Source organism: Streptomyces sp. NPDC057616, assembly GCF_042800575.1.
Lineage (GTDB): Bacteria > Actinomycetota > Actinomycetes > Streptomycetales > Streptomycetaceae > Streptomyces.
Genome location: NZ_JBHVGU010000006.1, coordinates 231667 through 248491, shown reverse-complemented (window position 1 = coordinate 248491; position 16825 = coordinate 231667). Strand labels below are relative to the sequence as shown.

The 16825-nt window shown below is 69.8% G+C and carries 18 protein-coding genes; 2 read left to right on the top strand and 16 right to left on the bottom strand.

Going from position 1 to position 16825, the window contains the following annotated elements; translation table 11 throughout:
* Positions 1-42: 42 nt before the first annotated feature.
* From tatC to ACFU97_RS09760, 10 genes are all read right to left on the bottom strand, one after another.
* Positions 43-993, bottom strand: coding sequence for a twin-arginine translocase subunit TatC (gene tatC / locus ACFU97_RS09805; protein WP_384253306.1), 951 nt, complete (start codon positions 991-993; stop codon positions 43-45).
* 47 nt (positions 994-1040) lie between these two features.
* The gene (gene tatA / locus ACFU97_RS09800; protein WP_384253303.1) at positions 1041-1328 is read right to left on the bottom strand and encodes a Sec-independent protein translocase subunit TatA; all 288 of its coding nucleotides are present in this window, start codon (positions 1326-1328) and stop codon (positions 1041-1043) included.
* 261 nt (positions 1329-1589) lie between these two features.
* Positions 1590-1784 carry a hypothetical protein gene (locus ACFU97_RS09795; protein ID WP_384253301.1) on the bottom strand — a complete coding sequence of 65 codons (195 nt, stop codon included), beginning with the start codon at positions 1782-1784 and terminating at the stop codon, positions 1590-1592.
* A 9-nt stretch (positions 1785-1793) separates the two neighbouring features.
* Positions 1794-2087, bottom strand: coding sequence for a hypothetical protein (locus ACFU97_RS09790; RefSeq protein WP_384253299.1), 294 nt, complete (start codon positions 2085-2087; stop codon positions 1794-1796).
* 69 nt (positions 2088-2156) lie between these two features.
* The gene (locus tag ACFU97_RS09785) at positions 2157-3197 is read right to left on the bottom strand and encodes a helix-turn-helix transcriptional regulator (protein WP_384253296.1); all 1041 of its coding nucleotides are present in this window, start codon (positions 3195-3197) and stop codon (positions 2157-2159) included.
* Positions 3198-3216: 19 nt separating this feature from the next.
* Entirely contained in the window at positions 3217-4170 is a 954-nt protein-coding gene (locus ACFU97_RS09780; protein ID WP_384253294.1) for a helix-turn-helix transcriptional regulator, read from the bottom strand.
* A gap of 131 nt (positions 4171-4301) precedes the next feature.
* Positions 4302-4673 carry an FKBP-type peptidyl-prolyl cis-trans isomerase gene (locus ACFU97_RS09775; RefSeq protein ID WP_384253292.1) on the bottom strand — a complete coding sequence of 124 codons (372 nt, stop codon included), beginning with the start codon at positions 4671-4673 and terminating at the stop codon, positions 4302-4304.
* A 60-nt stretch (positions 4674-4733) separates the two neighbouring features.
* Entirely contained in the window at positions 4734-5738 is a 1005-nt protein-coding gene (locus ACFU97_RS09770) for an FKBP-type peptidyl-prolyl cis-trans isomerase (protein WP_384253289.1), read from the bottom strand.
* A 126-nt stretch (positions 5739-5864) separates the two neighbouring features.
* Entirely contained in the window at positions 5865-7226 is a 1362-nt protein-coding gene (pafA, locus tag ACFU97_RS09765; RefSeq protein WP_384253287.1) for a Pup--protein ligase, read from the bottom strand.
* Positions 7227-7235: 9 nt separating this feature from the next.
* Entirely contained in the window at positions 7236-8495 is a 1260-nt protein-coding gene (locus tag ACFU97_RS09760; RefSeq protein WP_384253285.1) for an MFS transporter, read from the bottom strand.
* A 101-nt stretch (positions 8496-8596) separates the two neighbouring features.
* Here ACFU97_RS09760 and ACFU97_RS09755 point away from each other — a divergent pair, with 101 nt between their 5' ends.
* A complete protein-coding gene (locus ACFU97_RS09755; protein ID WP_384253283.1) occupies positions 8597-9613 on the top strand; it encodes a LacI family DNA-binding transcriptional regulator in 1017 nt (338 codons plus the stop codon).
* Between the two features lie 58 nt (positions 9614-9671).
* Here the strand turns inward: ACFU97_RS09755 and prcA are convergent, their stop codons facing one another.
* The 5 genes from prcA to arc form a co-directional block, all read right to left on the bottom strand.
* Positions 9672-10433 carry a proteasome subunit alpha gene (gene prcA / locus ACFU97_RS09750; RefSeq protein WP_384253281.1) on the bottom strand — a complete coding sequence of 254 codons (762 nt, stop codon included), beginning with the start codon at positions 10431-10433 and terminating at the stop codon, positions 9672-9674.
* Between the two features lie 61 nt (positions 10434-10494).
* Positions 10495-11340: a proteasome subunit beta gene (prcB, locus tag ACFU97_RS09745; RefSeq protein ID WP_384253278.1), complete on the bottom strand. Its 846-nt coding sequence runs from the start codon at positions 11338-11340 to the stop codon at positions 10495-10497.
* A gap of 152 nt (positions 11341-11492) precedes the next feature.
* On the bottom strand, positions 11493-11711 hold the full coding sequence (locus ACFU97_RS09740; protein ID WP_030848612.1) for a ubiquitin-like protein Pup: 219 nt from the start codon (positions 11709-11711) through the stop codon (positions 11493-11495).
* 156 nt (positions 11712-11867) lie between these two features.
* On the bottom strand, positions 11868-13379 hold the full coding sequence (gene dop, locus ACFU97_RS09735) for a depupylase/deamidase Dop (protein ID WP_384253276.1): 1512 nt from the start codon (positions 13377-13379) through the stop codon (positions 11868-11870).
* A 234-nt stretch (positions 13380-13613) separates the two neighbouring features.
* Entirely contained in the window at positions 13614-15380 is a 1767-nt protein-coding gene (gene arc / locus ACFU97_RS09730; protein ID WP_384253274.1) for a proteasome ATPase, read from the bottom strand.
* A gap of 243 nt (positions 15381-15623) precedes the next feature.
* Between arc and ACFU97_RS09725 the strand changes: the two genes are divergently transcribed.
* Positions 15624-15926, top strand: a complete 303-nt coding sequence (locus ACFU97_RS09725) for a ferredoxin (protein WP_384253272.1) — start codon at positions 15624-15626, stop codon at positions 15924-15926.
* 56 nt (positions 15927-15982) lie between these two features.
* Here the strand turns inward: ACFU97_RS09725 and ACFU97_RS09720 are convergent, their stop codons facing one another.
* The gene (locus ACFU97_RS09720; RefSeq protein WP_384253270.1) at positions 15983-16558 is read right to left on the bottom strand and encodes a hypothetical protein; all 576 of its coding nucleotides are present in this window, start codon (positions 16556-16558) and stop codon (positions 15983-15985) included.
* Positions 16559-16825 lie beyond the last annotated feature (267 nt).

Sequence of the window (16825 nt, the reverse complement as noted above, 5' to 3'; positions counted from 1 at the left end):
CCAGGGACGCGGGCACCTCTCGCGGTCTTGTCCGGCGGGGACTCAGGTCACGTCGTCGTAGCCGTTGACCCGGTCCGTGCTCGCCTGCTCGGGCAGCGCCCGGCTGGCGGAGACCGTCTCGACCTCGCCGATGTCCTCGGGGGTCAGGTCCAGGTCCGAGGCCTCGTCGTCGTCGGGGCCCTCGGCGTCGCGCAGCCGCTTGCGCCGGTCGTTCAGGAGCGAGAAGACCACCGCGCCGAAGTACAGCACCCAGATCGGCCCGGCGAGCGCCAGCATGGTCAGCGGGTCGGTGCTCGGCGTCGCGATCGCCGCGAACACCGTGATGGCCATGATCATCCCGCGCCACCAGCCGAGCATGCGCCGACCGGTCAGCACCCCGGTGAGGTTGAGCATGATCAGCAGCAGCGGCAGCTCGAAGGAGAGGCCGAAGACCAGCACCATGCGCGTGACGAGGTCGAGCAGATCGTCCAGCGGCAGCAGGTTGTTGACGTCCTTCGGCGTGAAGCCGATCAGCACCTTCGCCGTGGTCGGCAGCACCCGGTAGGCGAAGTAGGCGCCGGCGAAGAACAGCGGTGCGCCGGTGCAGACGAACGCGTAGGCGTACTTGCGCTCGTGGCGGTGCAGGCCGGGCGCCACGAAGGCCCACAGCTGGTACAGCCAGACCGGGGAGGCCAGCACGACGCCGGCCATCAGGGACACCTTCAGCGCCAGGGTGAACGGCGTGAGCAGACCGTTGATCGTGATCTGCGCGCACTGGTGGTTCTTCTCGTGCGCCTTCGCCAGCTGCTCGAAGGTCTGGCCGCAGCCGACCGAGTCCAGCACCGGTTTGGTGATGAAGTTGATGATGTCGTTGTAGAAGAAGGCGGCCAGGGCCGTGACGACCACGATGGCCAGCATGGCCTTCGCGAGCCGGTTGCGGAGCTCACGAAGGTGATCCGCAAGGGGCATCCGCCCCTCGGGATCCTTCTCCTTCTTGCGGGCAGGCTTGGGCAACCCACATCCTCATCTCGTGCGGCAGGCCGGAGGCGTCCGGCCCTGCATCAGGCCTTGGTGGTGTCCGTCGGCTCGTTGACCGGGCGGGAGCTGGTCACGTCGCCGGGGGCGGCCTGGATGGTGCGCTGCGCCGGGGGCTGCTCGCCGTTGCTCGGCGGGCCGGCCGGCGTCGAGGTGCTGCTGCCCTCTTCCTTCATCGCCTTCGCCTCGCTCTTGAGGATGCGGGCGGACTTGCCGAGCGAGCGCGCCATGTCGGGAAGCTTCTTCGCGCCGAACAGCAGGATGACGACGACGAGGATGAGAATGATCTCGGGGGCGCCGAGCCTTCCGAACATAAGTCTTTACCTTCTCACCGAGGCGGCTGGGGGTGGGTGCTGTCCGACCGGTCGGACATCAGTCCGATCGACCGTCTTGACAGCGATCGTAACGCTCAGGGGTAAACGTCAGGCAATCCCCGTGCGTACTCCCGGTCCGCGGTCCGGGCCTCGTTCTCCGGGCCGCGACCAGCAGGGTACCTGCCAGGGTGGCCCCGGTGACAGGCCGAAGTGGCCCGAACCACCTCCGGCACAGGACTCACATGCCGCGCACAGCGGCCCTCAGACCGAGTCCACCGCGCGCGCGGTGCTCACCGCCGCCCGCTCCAGATCCTCCGCGGCCCGGTTGATACGGCGCGCCGAGTCCGACACCTGCCGGCCCAGGCGCTCCGCCTCCAGGAACACCCGCACGGCGAACACCGCCAGCACGGCGAGACCCAGGAAACCCACAGCTACCGCGAACATCGGCCAGAACATGGGTCGAGCCTAGAGGGTGGAGTGCAGGCGCAGGGTCCTGACCCCGCCGCCGGTCAGCAGCTCCACGATCCGCTCCCCGGCGGGCTTGCGGACCGAGGAGCCGCAGTCGGGGCAGGTGAAGGAGTAGAAGGTGGTGCGGCTGGAGGCGCCGATGGCCAGGCGCAGCGCACCGGCGGCGAGCTCGAAGCTGCCGCGGCACTCCGGGCAGCCCGCCCTGAACGTCACCGGCGAGACGCTTCTCATCCCGGCGAAGGCTGCCGCCACCGACATGTCCTGCACTCCAGACACCGACGACTCGCTCAAAGCTCTTGCTCCTCTACTTCGGGTCGTTCGCCTTCGGGCGCCTCGGCCGGTGCCGGCTCGCCAGGCGGCTCACTCCCTGTCGTACTGCCCGTCGTCCTCCACGCGCCCGCCGCGTGGTCCCTGCGCATCCACGCCGTCGTACGCCGCCAGCGCCTCACGGGCCGCCCGGCGGGCGCTGTCCGCGAGGTCTCCCGGGGCGACGATCCGGCCGTCGCGCCCGAGCCGCAGCGCCAGGCGCCGCAGCGAGGCCGGGTCGGGCGTCCGCAGGCTGATACGCAGACCGCCGTCCGGAAGCTCATCCGCACTGTCGTGCGGGTAGTACTCGGCGACCCAGCGGCCGCCCGGGCCGACCTCGACCACGACCTCCGGGTCCTCGGCGGCGGGCTGCACCAGCCCCTCCGACAGGTCCCGCAGCTCGATCTCGGGCGGCGCGGCCGGCTCGTCGAGGATCTTGATCTCGGCGACCCGGTCCAGCCGGAAGGTGCGGCGCGCCTCGGAGCGGCGGCACCACGCCTCCACGTACGTGTGCCCGACGCTGACCAGCCGGATGGGGTCGATCTCCCGCTCGCTGAGCTCGTCGCGCGCGGGCGAGTAGTACCGGATCCACAGCCGGCGGCGCTCCGCGATCGCGCGGTCGACGTCGGCGAAGACGCCGCCCTCGGACTCGAAGGTCACCGAGAGCCGGGAGCTGGCGCCCGCCGCCTCGCCGGCCGCGGCCTCCACCTTGGCGGTGGCGCGCAGCAGCGCCTGCCGGTCACCCTCGCGCAGCCCGGGCAGCGTGGCGACCGCGCGGGCGGCCACCAGCAGCGCGGTGGCCTCGTCGGCGGCCAGCCGCAGGGGCTCCGCCGCCTCCTCGCCGAGGGCGGCGGCGTTGTGCCACCAGATGCGCTCGCCGTCGGTGTCGATGTCGAGCAGGTCGCCGCCGCGGAAGCTGGTGCCGCACATGGGCAGCACGTCGAGGTCGGAGACCAGCTCGTCCTCGGTGATGCCGAAGGCGCGCGCGACGTCCTCGACCCGCGCCCCGGGGCGCTCCTTGAGATACGTGACCAGCGAGAGCATCCGCCGGGTCTGGTCGATGGCGTTGACGGGCCTGACCGGTTTGCCTGCCACTGTCCTGTTCCGCTCCCCCTCAGCCCTTGGCCACGGCCTGCAGCCGGTCCACCACGTCCGCACGCAGCTCGGCCGGCTCCAGGACCACCACGTCCGGCCCGAACTCCACCAGCCAGGCGTCCAGCCCGTGCCCGTACGGAATCTCCAACTCGTCCCAGCCGTCGCCGAGTTCCCGCACCGCGGTGGCCTTCGCCCGAAGGGGGTAGCCCGCCCCCGAGCGCAGCCGGATCAGCGCGGAGCGGTCGGCGGTCTCGCCCGCCCAGCTCGCGACGGTCTCGCGCACCGTGACCACGTCGGGTACGGCGGCGGTGAACTGCCCGCTGCGGCTGCGCACCTTGCCGGTGATCCGCGACAGCCGGAAGACCCGCTCGGCGCTGCGGTCGCGGTCCCAGCCGGCCAGGTACCAGTGGCCGCGCCAGCACTCCAGCGCCCATGGCTCGACATGGCGGGGCTCGGGTCGGGCGGCGGTGGCCTTGCGGTAGTCGAAGACGACCGGGCGGCGGTCGCGGCAGGCCAGCATGAGCGGTTCGAACGCGGCCTCGTGCACCGGGATGCGCGGTTCCAGCGCGCCGTGTGCCTCGTACGGGTCGACGTCCTCGGGCAGGCCGGCCGCGCGCAGCTTCTGCAGGGCGCCGCTGGCCGCGCCGGCGAGCCGGGCCTGCTGCCACACCTTGGCGGCGAGCCCGAGGGCCGCGGCCTCCTCGGCGTCCAGGGTGATCGGGGGCAGGCGGTTGCTGTCGCGGCGCGCCAGATAGCCCGTCTCGCCGTCGAGGTTCTCCACCGTCTCGATGACCAGGCCGAGTTCGCGCAGATCGTCCTTGTCGCGCTCGAACATGCGGCTGAACGAGTCGTCACTGCCCGCTTCGAGGTAGGCCTCGATGGACTCCCGCAGCTCCCGCTTGCTGAGCGGCCGCCGGGTTCCGAGCAGACACAGCGCGAGGTTCATCAGCCGCTCTGCCTTGGCAATGGCCATCGGCGCCCTTCGCCTCCCTATGGTGCTTGACGACGTTGACCGTACCGCCCCGAAGTGGCGTGGCAAAAGCCGAGGGCCCATGCCTGGACAGGCATGGGCCCCAGGTGATCGGGTCCGATCGGATCCGGGAGTCAGACCGCGACGAGGTCGACCACGAAGATCAGAGTCTCGCCCGGCTTGATCGCCGGGGTCGGGCTCTGGTTGCCGTAGGCGAGGTGGGCGGGGATGGTCAGCTGGCGGCGGCCGCCGACCTTCATGCCCTGCACGCCCTGGTCCCAGCCCGCGATGACGCGGCCGCCGCCCAGCGGGAAGCGGAACGGGGTGCCGCGGTTCCAGCTGGCGTCGAACTCCTCACCGGTGCTGAAGGCAACGCCCACGTAGTGGACGGTGACGGTCTGGCCTGCCTGCGCAACAGCGCCGTCGCCCTCCCAGATGTCCTTGATCTCGAGGTCCGCCGGGGGCTCGCCGCCCGGGAAGTCGATCTCGGGCTTCTCGATGCTCACGTCTTTCAGCTCCTGCTTGTCTGCGGAAAGGCAACACGCACAGTCTTACATCCCGGAGGGCTACATCTTCGCGAGGATGTCGACCGAGAAGACCAGGACGGAGTCCTTCTTGATGCCGCTGCCGGCCGGCGGCTTGTCGCCGTAGCCCAGCTTCGGCGGGATGACGATGAGGACCCGGCTGCCGACCTTCTTGCCCGTCAGGCCCTGCGCCCAGCCCTTGACGACCTGCTGGAGCCCGAACGACGTCAGGGCCTTGCGGCTGTACGTCGAGTCGAACTCCTTTCCGTTGTCCCAGAACACGCCCTTGTACTGGACCAGGACGCTGTCCTTGGCGGCGACCGTGTCGCCGTCGCCCTCGATGACGTACTTCGCCACCAGGTCGGTGGGCGCGTCCTTCTTGGGGATCTCGATGGAGGGCGCCTTGCCGTCGGTGTTGGTGCCGACCTTGGGCAGGTTCGCGTCGTTCTGCGGGACGTCGCTGCCCTTGGCGGAGCTGGTCGCGTTGAACGTGCCCTGGATGTCGGCGACGAACACCAGCGTGTCGGTGCCCTTGATGCCCGCCTGGGAGTTGCCCTGCGTGCCGTAGCCCCAGGTGGGCGGCACGGAGAACAGGACGCGGCTGCCGACCTTCTTGCCCTGCAGCGCGTACCGCCAGCCGTCGATGATGCTGCCCTCGGAGAGCTGGATGAGCAGCGGGGTCTTGCGGTCGTAGGAGTTGTCGAAGACCTTCGCCGTGTTCCAGACCTGGCCGAGGTAGTGGGCCTGCACATAGTCGTTCTCGGCGACCGTCTTGCCGCCTCCCGCGATCACCGTCTTCACCGCGAGCTGCTTCGACGGGTCGCCGGAGCCCTTGGCCACGGTCGGCTTCTCACCGAACTTCGTCCCCGCCGTGATGGCCGGCAGCGGGCCGCCGACGATCTTCGGCGGCGGCGCGGCGGAGGTGGCCGCGGCGGAGGGCGAAGCGCTGTCGCTGGCCTTGCTCGAGTCGGACTTCTTGTCGTCGCCGCAGCCGGCGACGGTGACAAGTCCTGCGGGTACGGCGATCAGAAGGGAGCGTCGGCGCACGGTGGGGGCCTCGTATCGGTCGATCTTGTGGATGGCGTGCGCGCAACTCTACGGCGTGAGAAGGGCGCCGCACTGGAAACGTACGGCGCCCGTGTTGCGTTCCGGCCTTTCACCGGAACGCGTTGCTCACATTCCGGCGATGAGCTTCTCCACCCTGTCGTCCACCGAACGGAACGGGTCCTTGCACAACACCGTGCGCTGCGCCTGGTCGTTGAGCTTGAGGTGGACCCAGTCGACGGTGAAGTCCCGGCGCTGCTCCTGGGCCCTGCGGATGAAGTCGCCGCGCAGCCGGGCCCTGGTGGTCTGCGGGGGAACGGACTTGCCCTCGAAGATCTTCAAGTCGCTGCAGATCCGCGCTGCTTGACCCTTCTTCTCGAGCAGGTAGTACAGGCCACGACGGCGGTGGATGTCGTGGTAGGCGAGGTCTATCTGCGCGACCCTCGGGTGGGACATGGTCATGTTGTGCTTGGCCCGGTACCGCTCGATGAGCTTGTACTTCATGACCCAGTCGATCTCGGTGCCGATCCGGTCGAGGTCCTCGGACTCGATCGAGTCCAGGGTGCGGCCCCACAGCTCCAGGACCTGCTCGACGGTGCCGGTGCGGATGCCCCGGCGCTCGCAGAAGTCCACGGCCTTCTCGTAGTACTCGCGCTGCACCTCCAGGGCGGAGGCCTCGCGGCCGCTGGCCAGGCGCACCTTGCGCCGGCCGGTGATGTCGTGACTGACCTCGCGGATCGCCCGGATCGGGTTCTCCAGGGTCAGGTCCCGCATCACGGTGCCCGCCTCGATCATGCGCAGCACCAGGTCGGTCGCGCCGACCTTGAGCAGCATGGTCGTCTCGGACATGTTGGAGTCGCCCACGATGACGTGCAGGCGGCGGTAGCGCTCGGCGTCCGCGTGCGGCTCGTCGCGGGTGTTGATGATGGGCCGGGAGCGGGTCGTCGCCGAGGAGACGCCCTCCCAGATGTGCTCGGCCCGCTGGCTGACGCAGTACACCGCGCCGCGCGGCGTCTGCAGCACCTTGCCCGCACCGCACAGCAGCTGGCGCGTGACCAGGAACGGAATGAGGATGTCCGCGAGCCGGGAGAACTCCCCGTGGCGCGCGACGAGATAGTTCTCGTGGCAGCCGTAGGAGTTGCCCGCCGAGTCGGTGTTGTTCTTGAAGAGGTAGACGTCGCCCGCGATTCCCTCCTCGTGCAGGCGTCGTTCGGCGTCTACCAGTAGCCCTTCCAGAATGCGTTCGCCGGCCTTGTCGTGGGTGACCAGTTCGGTCACGTTGTCACATTCGGGTGTCGCGTATTCCGGATGTGAGCCCACGTCGAGATAGAGGCGGGCGCCGTTTCGCAGAAAGACATTGCTGCTGCGGCCCCATGACACGACACGGCGGAAGAGGTACCGCGCCACCTCGTCGGGAGACAGGCGGCGCTGTCCCCTGAACGTACACGTGACGCCGTACTCGTTCTCCAGCCCGAAAATGCGGCGGTCCATGAGTGAACATTACGCCCGATCCCCTGAGCTGAAACGGGGTTCGGGCGCTCGGTTCGGATCATTTTCGGATGAAGCCGCAACGACCGCACCAGCGGCGGGAGCTGCGAGGACCCGTCCGGTGGCCAGCAGGACCAACAGCGACACGCCACCCGCGGCGCCGGGCACGGCGAAGCCCCACAGGGCCCCGCCCGCCTCGACGACCGGGCCCGCGAGGCCCGTTCCGACCGAGGCTCCCACGGTGAACGTCGTCACGAGCCATGAGAAGGCCTCGGTGACCGTCCCGGCCGGCGCGTGCCGGTCGACGAGCACGAACGCGCAGGCGATGACGGGGGCCAGGAAGAGCCCCGCGAGGGCCGTCAGCAGCACCATGGCGACCGCGCCGGGCATCAGGGTGAGCGGCAGGTAACACACCGCCAGAAGGGCCACCAGGACCTGCAGTCGGCGGGCGGGCTCGCCGGTCCAGCGCCGCGCCCCGTAGGCGGTCCCCCCGACGAGCGCGCCGAGCCCCAGCGCGGCCATCAGCCAGCCGTACACGGCGTCCCCGCCGTGCGTGTCGGCGTACGGCACCGAGGCCACCGTGATGGAGCCCAGGGCGATGCCGACGAACAGGAAGGCGCCCAGCAGGGCGAGCAGTCCCGTGGAGCGCAGGGCGCCGAGCCAGTGTGCCTCGCGCGGCGCCGAACGCCACGCGCGCGAGGGCGGCGAGAGGACCACGGACAGGGCGCCGAGCACGCCCACGGCGTTGAGCGCCAGCAGGGCCGCCCGCTCCGACCAGAGCGACACGCACAGGGTCACCAGCAACGGGCCGACCGTGAACATGACTTCCTGCGCCACGGCATCCATGGCGTACGCCGTGTGCACCTGCTCCTCGCGGCGCAGCACCGACGGCCACAGGGCCCGCAGCCCGCCCTCCAGGGGCGGCGTGAAGAGCCCGGCGGCCGCCACGCACGCGTACGCGAGCGGCAGCGGGTCGGTGCCCGAGAAGGCGAAGCCCGCCATCGCGAGGGCCGACAGAACGGCCGCGGGCAGCTGGATCCGCGGCTGGCCGTGGAGGTCCACCAGCCGGCCGAGGACGGGCTGCCCGACGGCGTTGGCGACGCCGTACACCGCCGCGAGGACACCCGCCAGGCTGTACGTGCCGCCCTCGGCGCGCACGAACAGCACCAGGGCGATCGCGGCGGTGGCGTTGGGCAACCGCCCCACCAGCGTGCCCGTCAGCAGCCGGGCCGCGTGTCTCGCCCTGAGGATCTCCAGGTATCCCGCGGCCATGTCCCGCCTCCAAGTGTTACGTATAACCCCGCCTCCCATACGTAGCATGTGCGCTGTTCGCAGTCCAGGCGAAGGCCCCAGACGAAGAGAGCAGGCCCACGGTGGCACGCAGCAGCACGCGCCCGACCAGCCGTGACGTCGCGCAGGCGGCGGGCGTCTCCCAGGCCGCCGTCTCGCTGGTGCTGGGCGACAAGTGGCGCGGCCGGGTCTCCGAGGCCACCGCCGAGCGCGTACGGGAGGCCGCACGCGAGCTCGGCTACCGCCCCAATCTCGCCGCCCGGAACCTGCGCCTGGGCCGCACCCGTACGGTGCTGCTCGTCGTCCCGGCGCTGACCACGGAGTTCTTCGCCGGCGTCTACACGGGCGCCGCACGCGTGGCGGCCGAGCACGGCTTCGGCGTCGTCCTGTACCCCTCCCCCGAGGGCATCGGCCCGGCCCGCGACCCCTTCGCGTCCGCCCAGGCCGCCCTGGACGGCGTCATCGCCTCCTCCATGGCCGCGGACGCCCTGACCGCGATCCGCGGCGACCAGCTGCCCCTGGTGATGCTCGACAGCGACCCGGAGGGCAGCCTCGGCGCGGCGACGGTGAACCTGGACATCGCCGACGGCGTCCGGCAGGTCGTCGACCATCTGCTGGGCCTCGGCCACCGGCGCTTCCTGCACCTGGCCGCGGACGTGGCGTCCTGGACCTTCGAGGTACGCGCGCGTGAGCTCGTCGCACGGGCCGGCACGGTCCCCGGCACGTCCGTGCGCACGGTTCGGGCGCCGATCTCCATCGAGGGCGCCCTGGCCGCCGCGGAGGCGGCCCTGGCGGCTCCCGGGCCCCGGCCCACGGCCCTGGTGTGCGACGACGACAAGCTGGCTGCCGGCGCCTACAAGGCGGCCCGGCGCCTCGGCCTGCGGGTCCCCGACGACCTCTCCGTCACCGGCCTGGACGACCTCGCCCTCGCCACGGCCCTCGATCCGGAGCTGACGACCGTGCGCCTGGACGCGGAGCTTTTCGGCGAACGCGGCATGCGGGCCCTGCTGGCCGTCCTGGAAGGCCGCGCACCGGCGGCCGGCGACATCCCCGTCGAACTGGTCGTACGGGGCTCCACGGCGCCGCCTGGCGCCTCCTGAACGCCCTGTGCCCCGGCCGGGTGGCGGCCGGGGCACACGAGGGGTGAGGTGAGGCGGACTACTCCTCGTCCGAGTCCGGGCCTCCGGCCTCGTCGGAGCTCTCCGCCTCGGTGGCCGCCCCGTCGCTCTCCAGGAGCCGGGAGAGCTGGCGGCCGACGATCCGGCGGAACTTGCGGGCCTGCGGGCGCGTACGGTCCAGCACCGCGACCTCCAGGCGCTCGGCGGGGATCTCCCGCTCGCTGCCGTTCGTGTCGCGGGACAGGGCCGTGACGGCCAGCTTGAGCGCCTCGGCCAGGGTCATGCCGTCCTGGTGGCGCTGATCGAGGTAGCTGCTGATCTGCTCCGCGTTGCCCCCGACCGCGACCGAGCCGTGCTCGTCCACGATCGAGCCGTCGTGCGGCAGCCGGTAGATCTGGTCGCCGTCCGGGGTCTCGCCGACCTCGGCCACCACCAGCTCCACCTCGTACGGCTTCTCGCCCGCCGAGGAGAAGATCGTGCCCAGCGTCTGGGCGTAGACGTTGGCGAGACCGCGGGCGGTCACGTCGTCGCGGTCGTAGGTGTAGCCGCGCAGGTCGGCGTAGCGCACGCCGCCGATGCGGAGGTTCTCGTACTCGTTGTACTTGCCGGCGGCCGCGAAGCCGATCCGGTCGTAGATCTCGCTGAACTTGTGCAGCGCGCGGGACGGGTTCTCGCCGACGAAGACGATGCCGTCGGCGTACTGCAGCACGACCAGGCTGCGGCCACGGGCGATGCCCTTGCGGGCGTACTCCGCCCGGTCGGCCATCGCCTGCTGGGGTGAGACATAGAACGGCGTCGACACCGGTTATCCGTCCCTTTCTGTCGAGGTCACCAGGATCACCTTGATAACGGCCGGTCGCCGGCTACAGCAGCGCGGCCCGGGGGCCGTCGGGCTGCTCCAGCCGCCGCTCCAGCACGGAACGGGCGATCTGGGAGGACTCGTCGTCCGTCAGCCGGCGGAAGCCGTCCTCGGTGATCACGGTGACGATCGGATAGATCCGGCGGGCGACATCGGGACCACCGGTCGCCGAGTCGTCGTCTGCCGCGTCGTAGAGGGCCTGCACCACGAGCGTGGTGGCCTGCTCCTCGGTCAGGTCCTCGCGGTAGAGCTTCTTCATGGCGCCGCGCGCGAAGATCGAGCCGGAGCCCGTGGCCGCGTAGCCCGACTCCTCGCTGCGGCCGCCCGTCACGTCGTAGGAGAAGATCCGGCCCTTGACCCGGTCCACGTCGTAACCGGCGAAGAGGGGGACCACGGCCAGGCCCTGCATGGCCATGCCGAGGTTGGAGCGGATCATGGTCGACAGCCGGTTCGCCTTGCCCTCGAGGGAGAGCTGCGCTCCCTCGACCTTCTCGAAGTGCTCCAGCTCCAGCTGGAACAGCTTGACCATCTCCACCGCCAGACCGGCCGTACCGGCGATGCCGACCGCGGAGTACTCGTCGGCCGGGAAGACCTTCTCGATGTCGCGCTGGGCGATGACGTTGCCCATGGTGGCCCTGCGGTCGCCGGCGAGCACGACACCGCCGGGGAACGTCACGGCGACGATGGTGGTGCCGTGCGGCGCCTCGATCACACCCTGGGTGGGAGGCAGTTGGCGCTTGCCAGGCAGCAGCTCCGGCTGGTGCTCGGAGAGGAAGTCCATGAAGGACGACGACCCGGGCGTCAGGAAGGCAGCCGGCAGACGCCCGGTGCTACGAGAGTTGGCTTCCACGCGTTTCCTTCCAGGTAAAGGCAGCGGCTCCGCCGAAAACGGCCGAGCCGATCATCGAAATCCGTGCACGGACCATACCCGTGCCCACGCCGGTCATCCGCCCCGGCGTCGACCGGCTTGCGCCGGGCCGAGACCGGGACGGACGACGGGCGTTACTCCCCGCCCTTCTGGACGAAGGAGCGGACGAAGTCCTCGGCGTTCTCCTCGAGGACGTCGTCGATCTCGTCCAGGACGGAGTCCACGTCGTCGCTCAGCTTCTCCTGGCGCTCCTTGAGGTCCTCCGAGCCCTGCGCGTCCTGCGCCTGCTCCTCGACCTCCTCGGTGGAGCGCGTCGCCTTCTGCTGGCCGCCGCCGGTGTCCTTGGTCGCCATAACCCTCACCCCGCTCGGTTCGACGTTCTTGATCAGACCCTACAAGCAGGGTCCGACATCGGCCCCGCAGTTCCCTCAACGTCCGGGGACCACCTCGATGATTCCCTTACGCCAGGTTTTCCACCCTGTTGGGCCGGGTCGGCCCCGGGCACCCCGTCACCCGCCGGACAGCACCCTGACCAGGTCCTCCGCCGTCCGGCAGCGGTCCAGGAGCTCCTTGACGTGATTTCGCGTTCCGCGAAGCGGTTCGAGGGTTGGAACCCGCTGCAGCGAGTCCCGGCCCGGGAGGTCGAAGATCACGGAGTCCCAGGAGGCGGCCGCGACGTCGTCCGCGTACTGCTCCAGGCAGCGGCCGCGGAAGTACGCGCGCGTGTCCTCCGGAGGGCTCGTACGGGCCCGCTCGACGTCGTTCTCGTCCAGCAGGCGCTTCATCCGGCCGCGGGCCACCAGACGGTTGTAGAGGCCCTTCTCCGGCCGTACGTCGGCGTACTGCAGGTCCACCAGGTGCAGCCGGGCGGCGTCCCAGTCCAGGTTGTCGCGGCGCCGGTAGCCCTCCATGAGCTCCCGCTTGGCGACCCAGTCCAGCTCGCCGGCCAGGCTCATCGGGTCGTTCTCCAGGCGGTTGAGCGTGTCCTCCCAGCGGGCCAGCACGTCCTTGGTCTGCTCGTCCACGTCGGAGCCGAAGCGCTCCTCCACGTACTTGCGGGACAGCTCGTAGTACTCCATCTGAAGCTGGACCGCGGTGAGCGTGCGGCCGCTGCGGAGCGTGACCAGGCGCTTGAGGGACGGGTCGTGCGACACCTGGTGCAGCGTGCGCACCGGCTGGTCGACGGCCAGGTCCACCGCGATGAAGCCGTCCTCGATCATGGACAGGACCAGGGCGGTCGTGCCCAGCTTGAGGTAGGTGGAGATCTCCGAGAGGTTCGCGTCGCCGATGATCACATGCAGCCTGCGGTACTTCTCGGCGTCCGCGTGCGGTTCGTCGCGGGTGTTGATGATCGGGCGCTTGAGGGTCGTCTCCAGGCCGACCTCGACCTCGAAGTAGTCGGCGCGCTGGCTGAGCTGGAAGCCGTGCTCGTGGCCGTCCTGGCCGATGCCGACGCGACCGGCGCCGGTGACGACCTGCCGGGAGACGAAGAAGGGCGTGAGGTGGCGCACGATGTCCGAGAAGGGGGTCTCCCGCTTCATCAGGTAGTTCTCGTGCGTGCCGTAGGAGGCGCCCTTGTTGTCGGTGTTGTTCTTGTAGAGGTGGATCGGCTGTGCCCCGGGCAGCTGGGCCGCGCGCTCGGCGGCCTCGGCCATGATCCGCTCGCCCGCCTTGTCCCACAGGACGGCGTCGCGCGGATTCGTGACCTCCGGCGCGCTGTACTCCGGGTGAGCGTGGTCGACGTAGAGCCGGGCGCCGTTGGTGAGGATCACGTTGGCGAGGCCGATGTCCTCGTCGGTGAGCTGGCTGGAGTCGGCGGCCTCGCGCGCGAGGTCGAAGCCCCGCGCATCCCGCAGCGGGTTCTCCTCCTCGAAGTCCCAGCGGGCCCGGCGGGCCCGGTGCATCGCCGCCGCGTAGGCGTTGACGATCTGGGACGAGGTGAGCATGGCATTGGCGTTGGGGTGGCCGGGGACGGAGATGCCGTACTCCGTCTCGATGCCCATTACTCGCCGTACGGTCATGCGGCCCTCCTTGCCCGGCGGCGCCCTCGGTCGGGGACGCTGCTCAAGTACCGCTGGCGCTCCGGTGCGTGTGCGGTGCCCGTCCCCGCACTGCGCGACTCGGCGGTACCGAAGAGCCTAGAACGGCTTTGCGCTGGTGGGGAGATCATTTGCGTCATTGCCTTGCTCCAGCCGTGGCCTGAAAAACAGTCGGCTGCGGGTACCCGGTGAGGGCACCCGCAGCCGCCCTGTCTTTTACAGGTACTGACCGGTGTTCGCCACCGTGTCGATGGAGCGACCGGTGTCCGCGCCCTGCTTTCCGGTGATGAGGGTACGGATGTAGACGATCCGTTCGCCCTTCTTTCCGGAGATCCGGGCCCAGTCGTCCGGGTTCGTGGTGTTCGGCAGGTCCTCGTTCTCCTTGAACTCGTCCACGCAGGCCTGGAGGAGGTGGGAGACCCTGAGTCCCTTCTGGTTGTGCTCGAGGAAGTCCTTGATCGCCATCTTCTTGGCGCGGCCGACGATGTTCTCGATCATGGCGCCGGAGTTGAAGTCCTTGAAGTACAGGACCTCCTTGTCACCGTTGGCGTAGGTGACCTCCAGGAAGCGGTTCTCCTCGGACTCCGCGTACATCTGCTCGACGGCCGTCTGGATCATGCTCTCGACGGTGGACGACTTGCTGCCGCTGTGCTCGCCGAGGTCGTCGGCGTGCAGCGGGAGGCGCTCGGTGAGGTACTTGCCGAAGATGTCCTTGGCGGCCTCGGCGTCGGGACGCTCGATCTTGATCTTCACGTCCAGGCGGCCGGGGCGCAGGATGGCGGGGTCGATCATGTCCTCACGGTTGGAGGCGCCGATCACGACCACGTTCTGCAGGCCCTCCACACCGTCGATCTCGGCGAGCAGCTGCGGGACGATGGTGTTCTCCACGTCCGAGCTGACACCGGAACCACGGGTGCGGAAGAGCGACTCCATCTCGTCGAAGAAGACGATGACGGGGGTGCCCTCGCTGGCCTTCTCACGCGCACGCTGGAAGACGAGGCGGATCTGCCGCTCGGTCTCGCCGACGTACTTGTTCAGCAGCTCCGGGCCCTTGATGTTGAGGAAGAAGCTCTTGCCGGCGGCCTGGCCGGTGACCTCGGCGACCTTCTTGGCCAGGGAGTTGGCGACGGCCTTGGCGATGAGCGTCTTTCCGCATCCGGGAGGCCCGTAGAGCAGGACGCCCTTGGGCGGGCGAAGTTCGTGCTCCTTGAACAGGTCCGGGTAGAGGTAGGGGAGCTCGACCGCGTCACGGATCGCCTCGATCTGGCCGCCCAGACCGCCGATCTGCTCGTAACCGATGTCGGGCACCTCTTCGAGGACGAGCTCCTCGACCTCGCTCTTGGGGATGATCTCGTAGACATAACCGGAACGGGGCTCGAGCAGCAGGGCGTCACCGGGCCGGATGTTCACGTCCAGCAGCGGCTCGGCGAGCCGTACCACCCGCTCCTCGTCGGTGTGGCCGAGCACGAGGGCGCGCTCGCCGTCCTCGAGGATCTCCTTGAGGGTCACGATGTCGCCGGCGCGCTCGAACTCCATGGCCTCGACCACGTTCAGCGCTTCGTTGAGCATCACTTCCTGGCCGCGCCGGAGCTCTTCGAGGTCGACACTCGGGCTGACGTTCACCCGGAGCTTGCGGCCCCCGGTGAAGATGTCGGCCGTGCCGTCCTCGTTGGCCTGCAGGAAGACGCCGAATCCGGCCGGCGGCTGCGCGAGCCGGTCGACCTCCTCCTTGAGGGCCACGATCTGGTCGCGGGCCTCACGGAGCGTGTTGGCAAGTCGCTCGTTCTGGGCGGACACGCCGGCCAGGTTGGTCTGCAGCTCGACGATCCGCTCTTCGAGAATCCTCGTGTGTCGCGGAGAGTCGGCGAGCTTGCGCCGCAGGACGGCGATCTCCTGCTCAAGGTAGGCAATCTGCCCGGCAGGGTCTTCGGACCCTCGTCCCGGGCGGATGCCGCGGTTCATGTCGTCGTCGTGGGCTGCCACGGTCCTCACCTCCTCCAAGGGGAGCTGGACGCTTCCAGACCCTACCTGGGTGGGTGTCGATTGAAACCCCTAGATCACAAAGACGGTCGGGGTGTGTCCGATCTTCACCCTTGCGCTCTCCCTCACGCCAGGGGAATACCCACCGAACAAGATTGGAAAGCTGCCCCAGGTAGGGTCGAAGTGTTCAACACCCGTCAGAGCTGGCCGGATTCCCGCCCGCCCGACTTGTAAACGGCAGGAGACATGAGCGTGCAGCAAGAGGCCGGTCCCGGCGAGACGCTGGAGGTCTGGATCGATCAGGACCTGTGCACCGGCGACGGCATCTGCGCTCAGTACGCGCCCGAGGTGTTCGAGCTGGACATCGACGGCCTGGCCTACGTGAAGGGCTCCGGCGACGAGCTCCTCCAGGCCAAGGGCGCCACAACCCCCGTACCCCTGCCGCTACTCACGGACGTGGTGGACTCGGCACGGGAGTGCCCGGGCGAGTGCATCCACGTACGGCGGGTTTCGGACAGGGTCGAGGTGTACGGCCCGGACGCCGAGTGACCACCCGGACACGGACCGTCACCTCTGTCTGATATCTCACACCCTTCCCGCGCGGCTCAGACGCTGTGCGCCGCGGCGGGTGTCGAGCGCTCGAACGAGCCGTTTTTCCACTGCCACTTCACGTGGTCGGTGACGTCCGGGCAGCAGCGCGGCACATCGTCGGAGGAGTAGCCGAGCAGGGTGGCGAAGACCGCTCCGTGACGCACCGCGAAGTCACTCACCGTGTCCCCGCTCTTGGGGTCGGTGAGGGTGGCGACCACGCGGGGACCGCCGTCCTTCGCGCGCGTGAGGACGTAGACGCCGTCGGGCGGGGTGCCCATGGGGGCGTCGCAGTGCACCACGGCGACCGTCTCCGGGTTGCCGTCGCCGTCGAGGTCGCCGGTGGCCTTCTTCTGCACGACGGCCTTCACCGGGCCGCACGTGAGCGGGAAGTCGACGCCGGCGGTGCCGGGAGCGGACGCCGCGTGGGCGGCCTTGGTCTCGGAGCCGGCCGCCGGCTGGGCCGCGGTCGCCGAGTTGGGCTGCAGGAGCGAGGAGAGGGCCATGACGCCCGCTACGGCCGTGGCGGTGGCGACCCAGTGGATGGGCCGGGTGTGCGTGTGTGCCAGTTCCGGAACGGCGGATTGCTGCACTAGGAGCGTCTCCTGTGAGGGCTGTGCCGGTGGGGGTGGCCTGCATCGTGCCACACGTCACAGTGCGGCGGAACGGCGGGGTGTTCGGTTCCTCGGCAACTCCTCGCCGGGATGTGCGGTTTGCTCCGCGATGTCAACGCAATGGCGGTGGGGGGGGAGGTCGGAGCCCATCGGAGCGCCGAGCGCAAGGGGCGGGTGAGTGGGTGGGGGCGGGGGAGCTTCCATTAAGGGAAGATGCAGGGGGGGGTGGGGAGTGTGATGTGTACT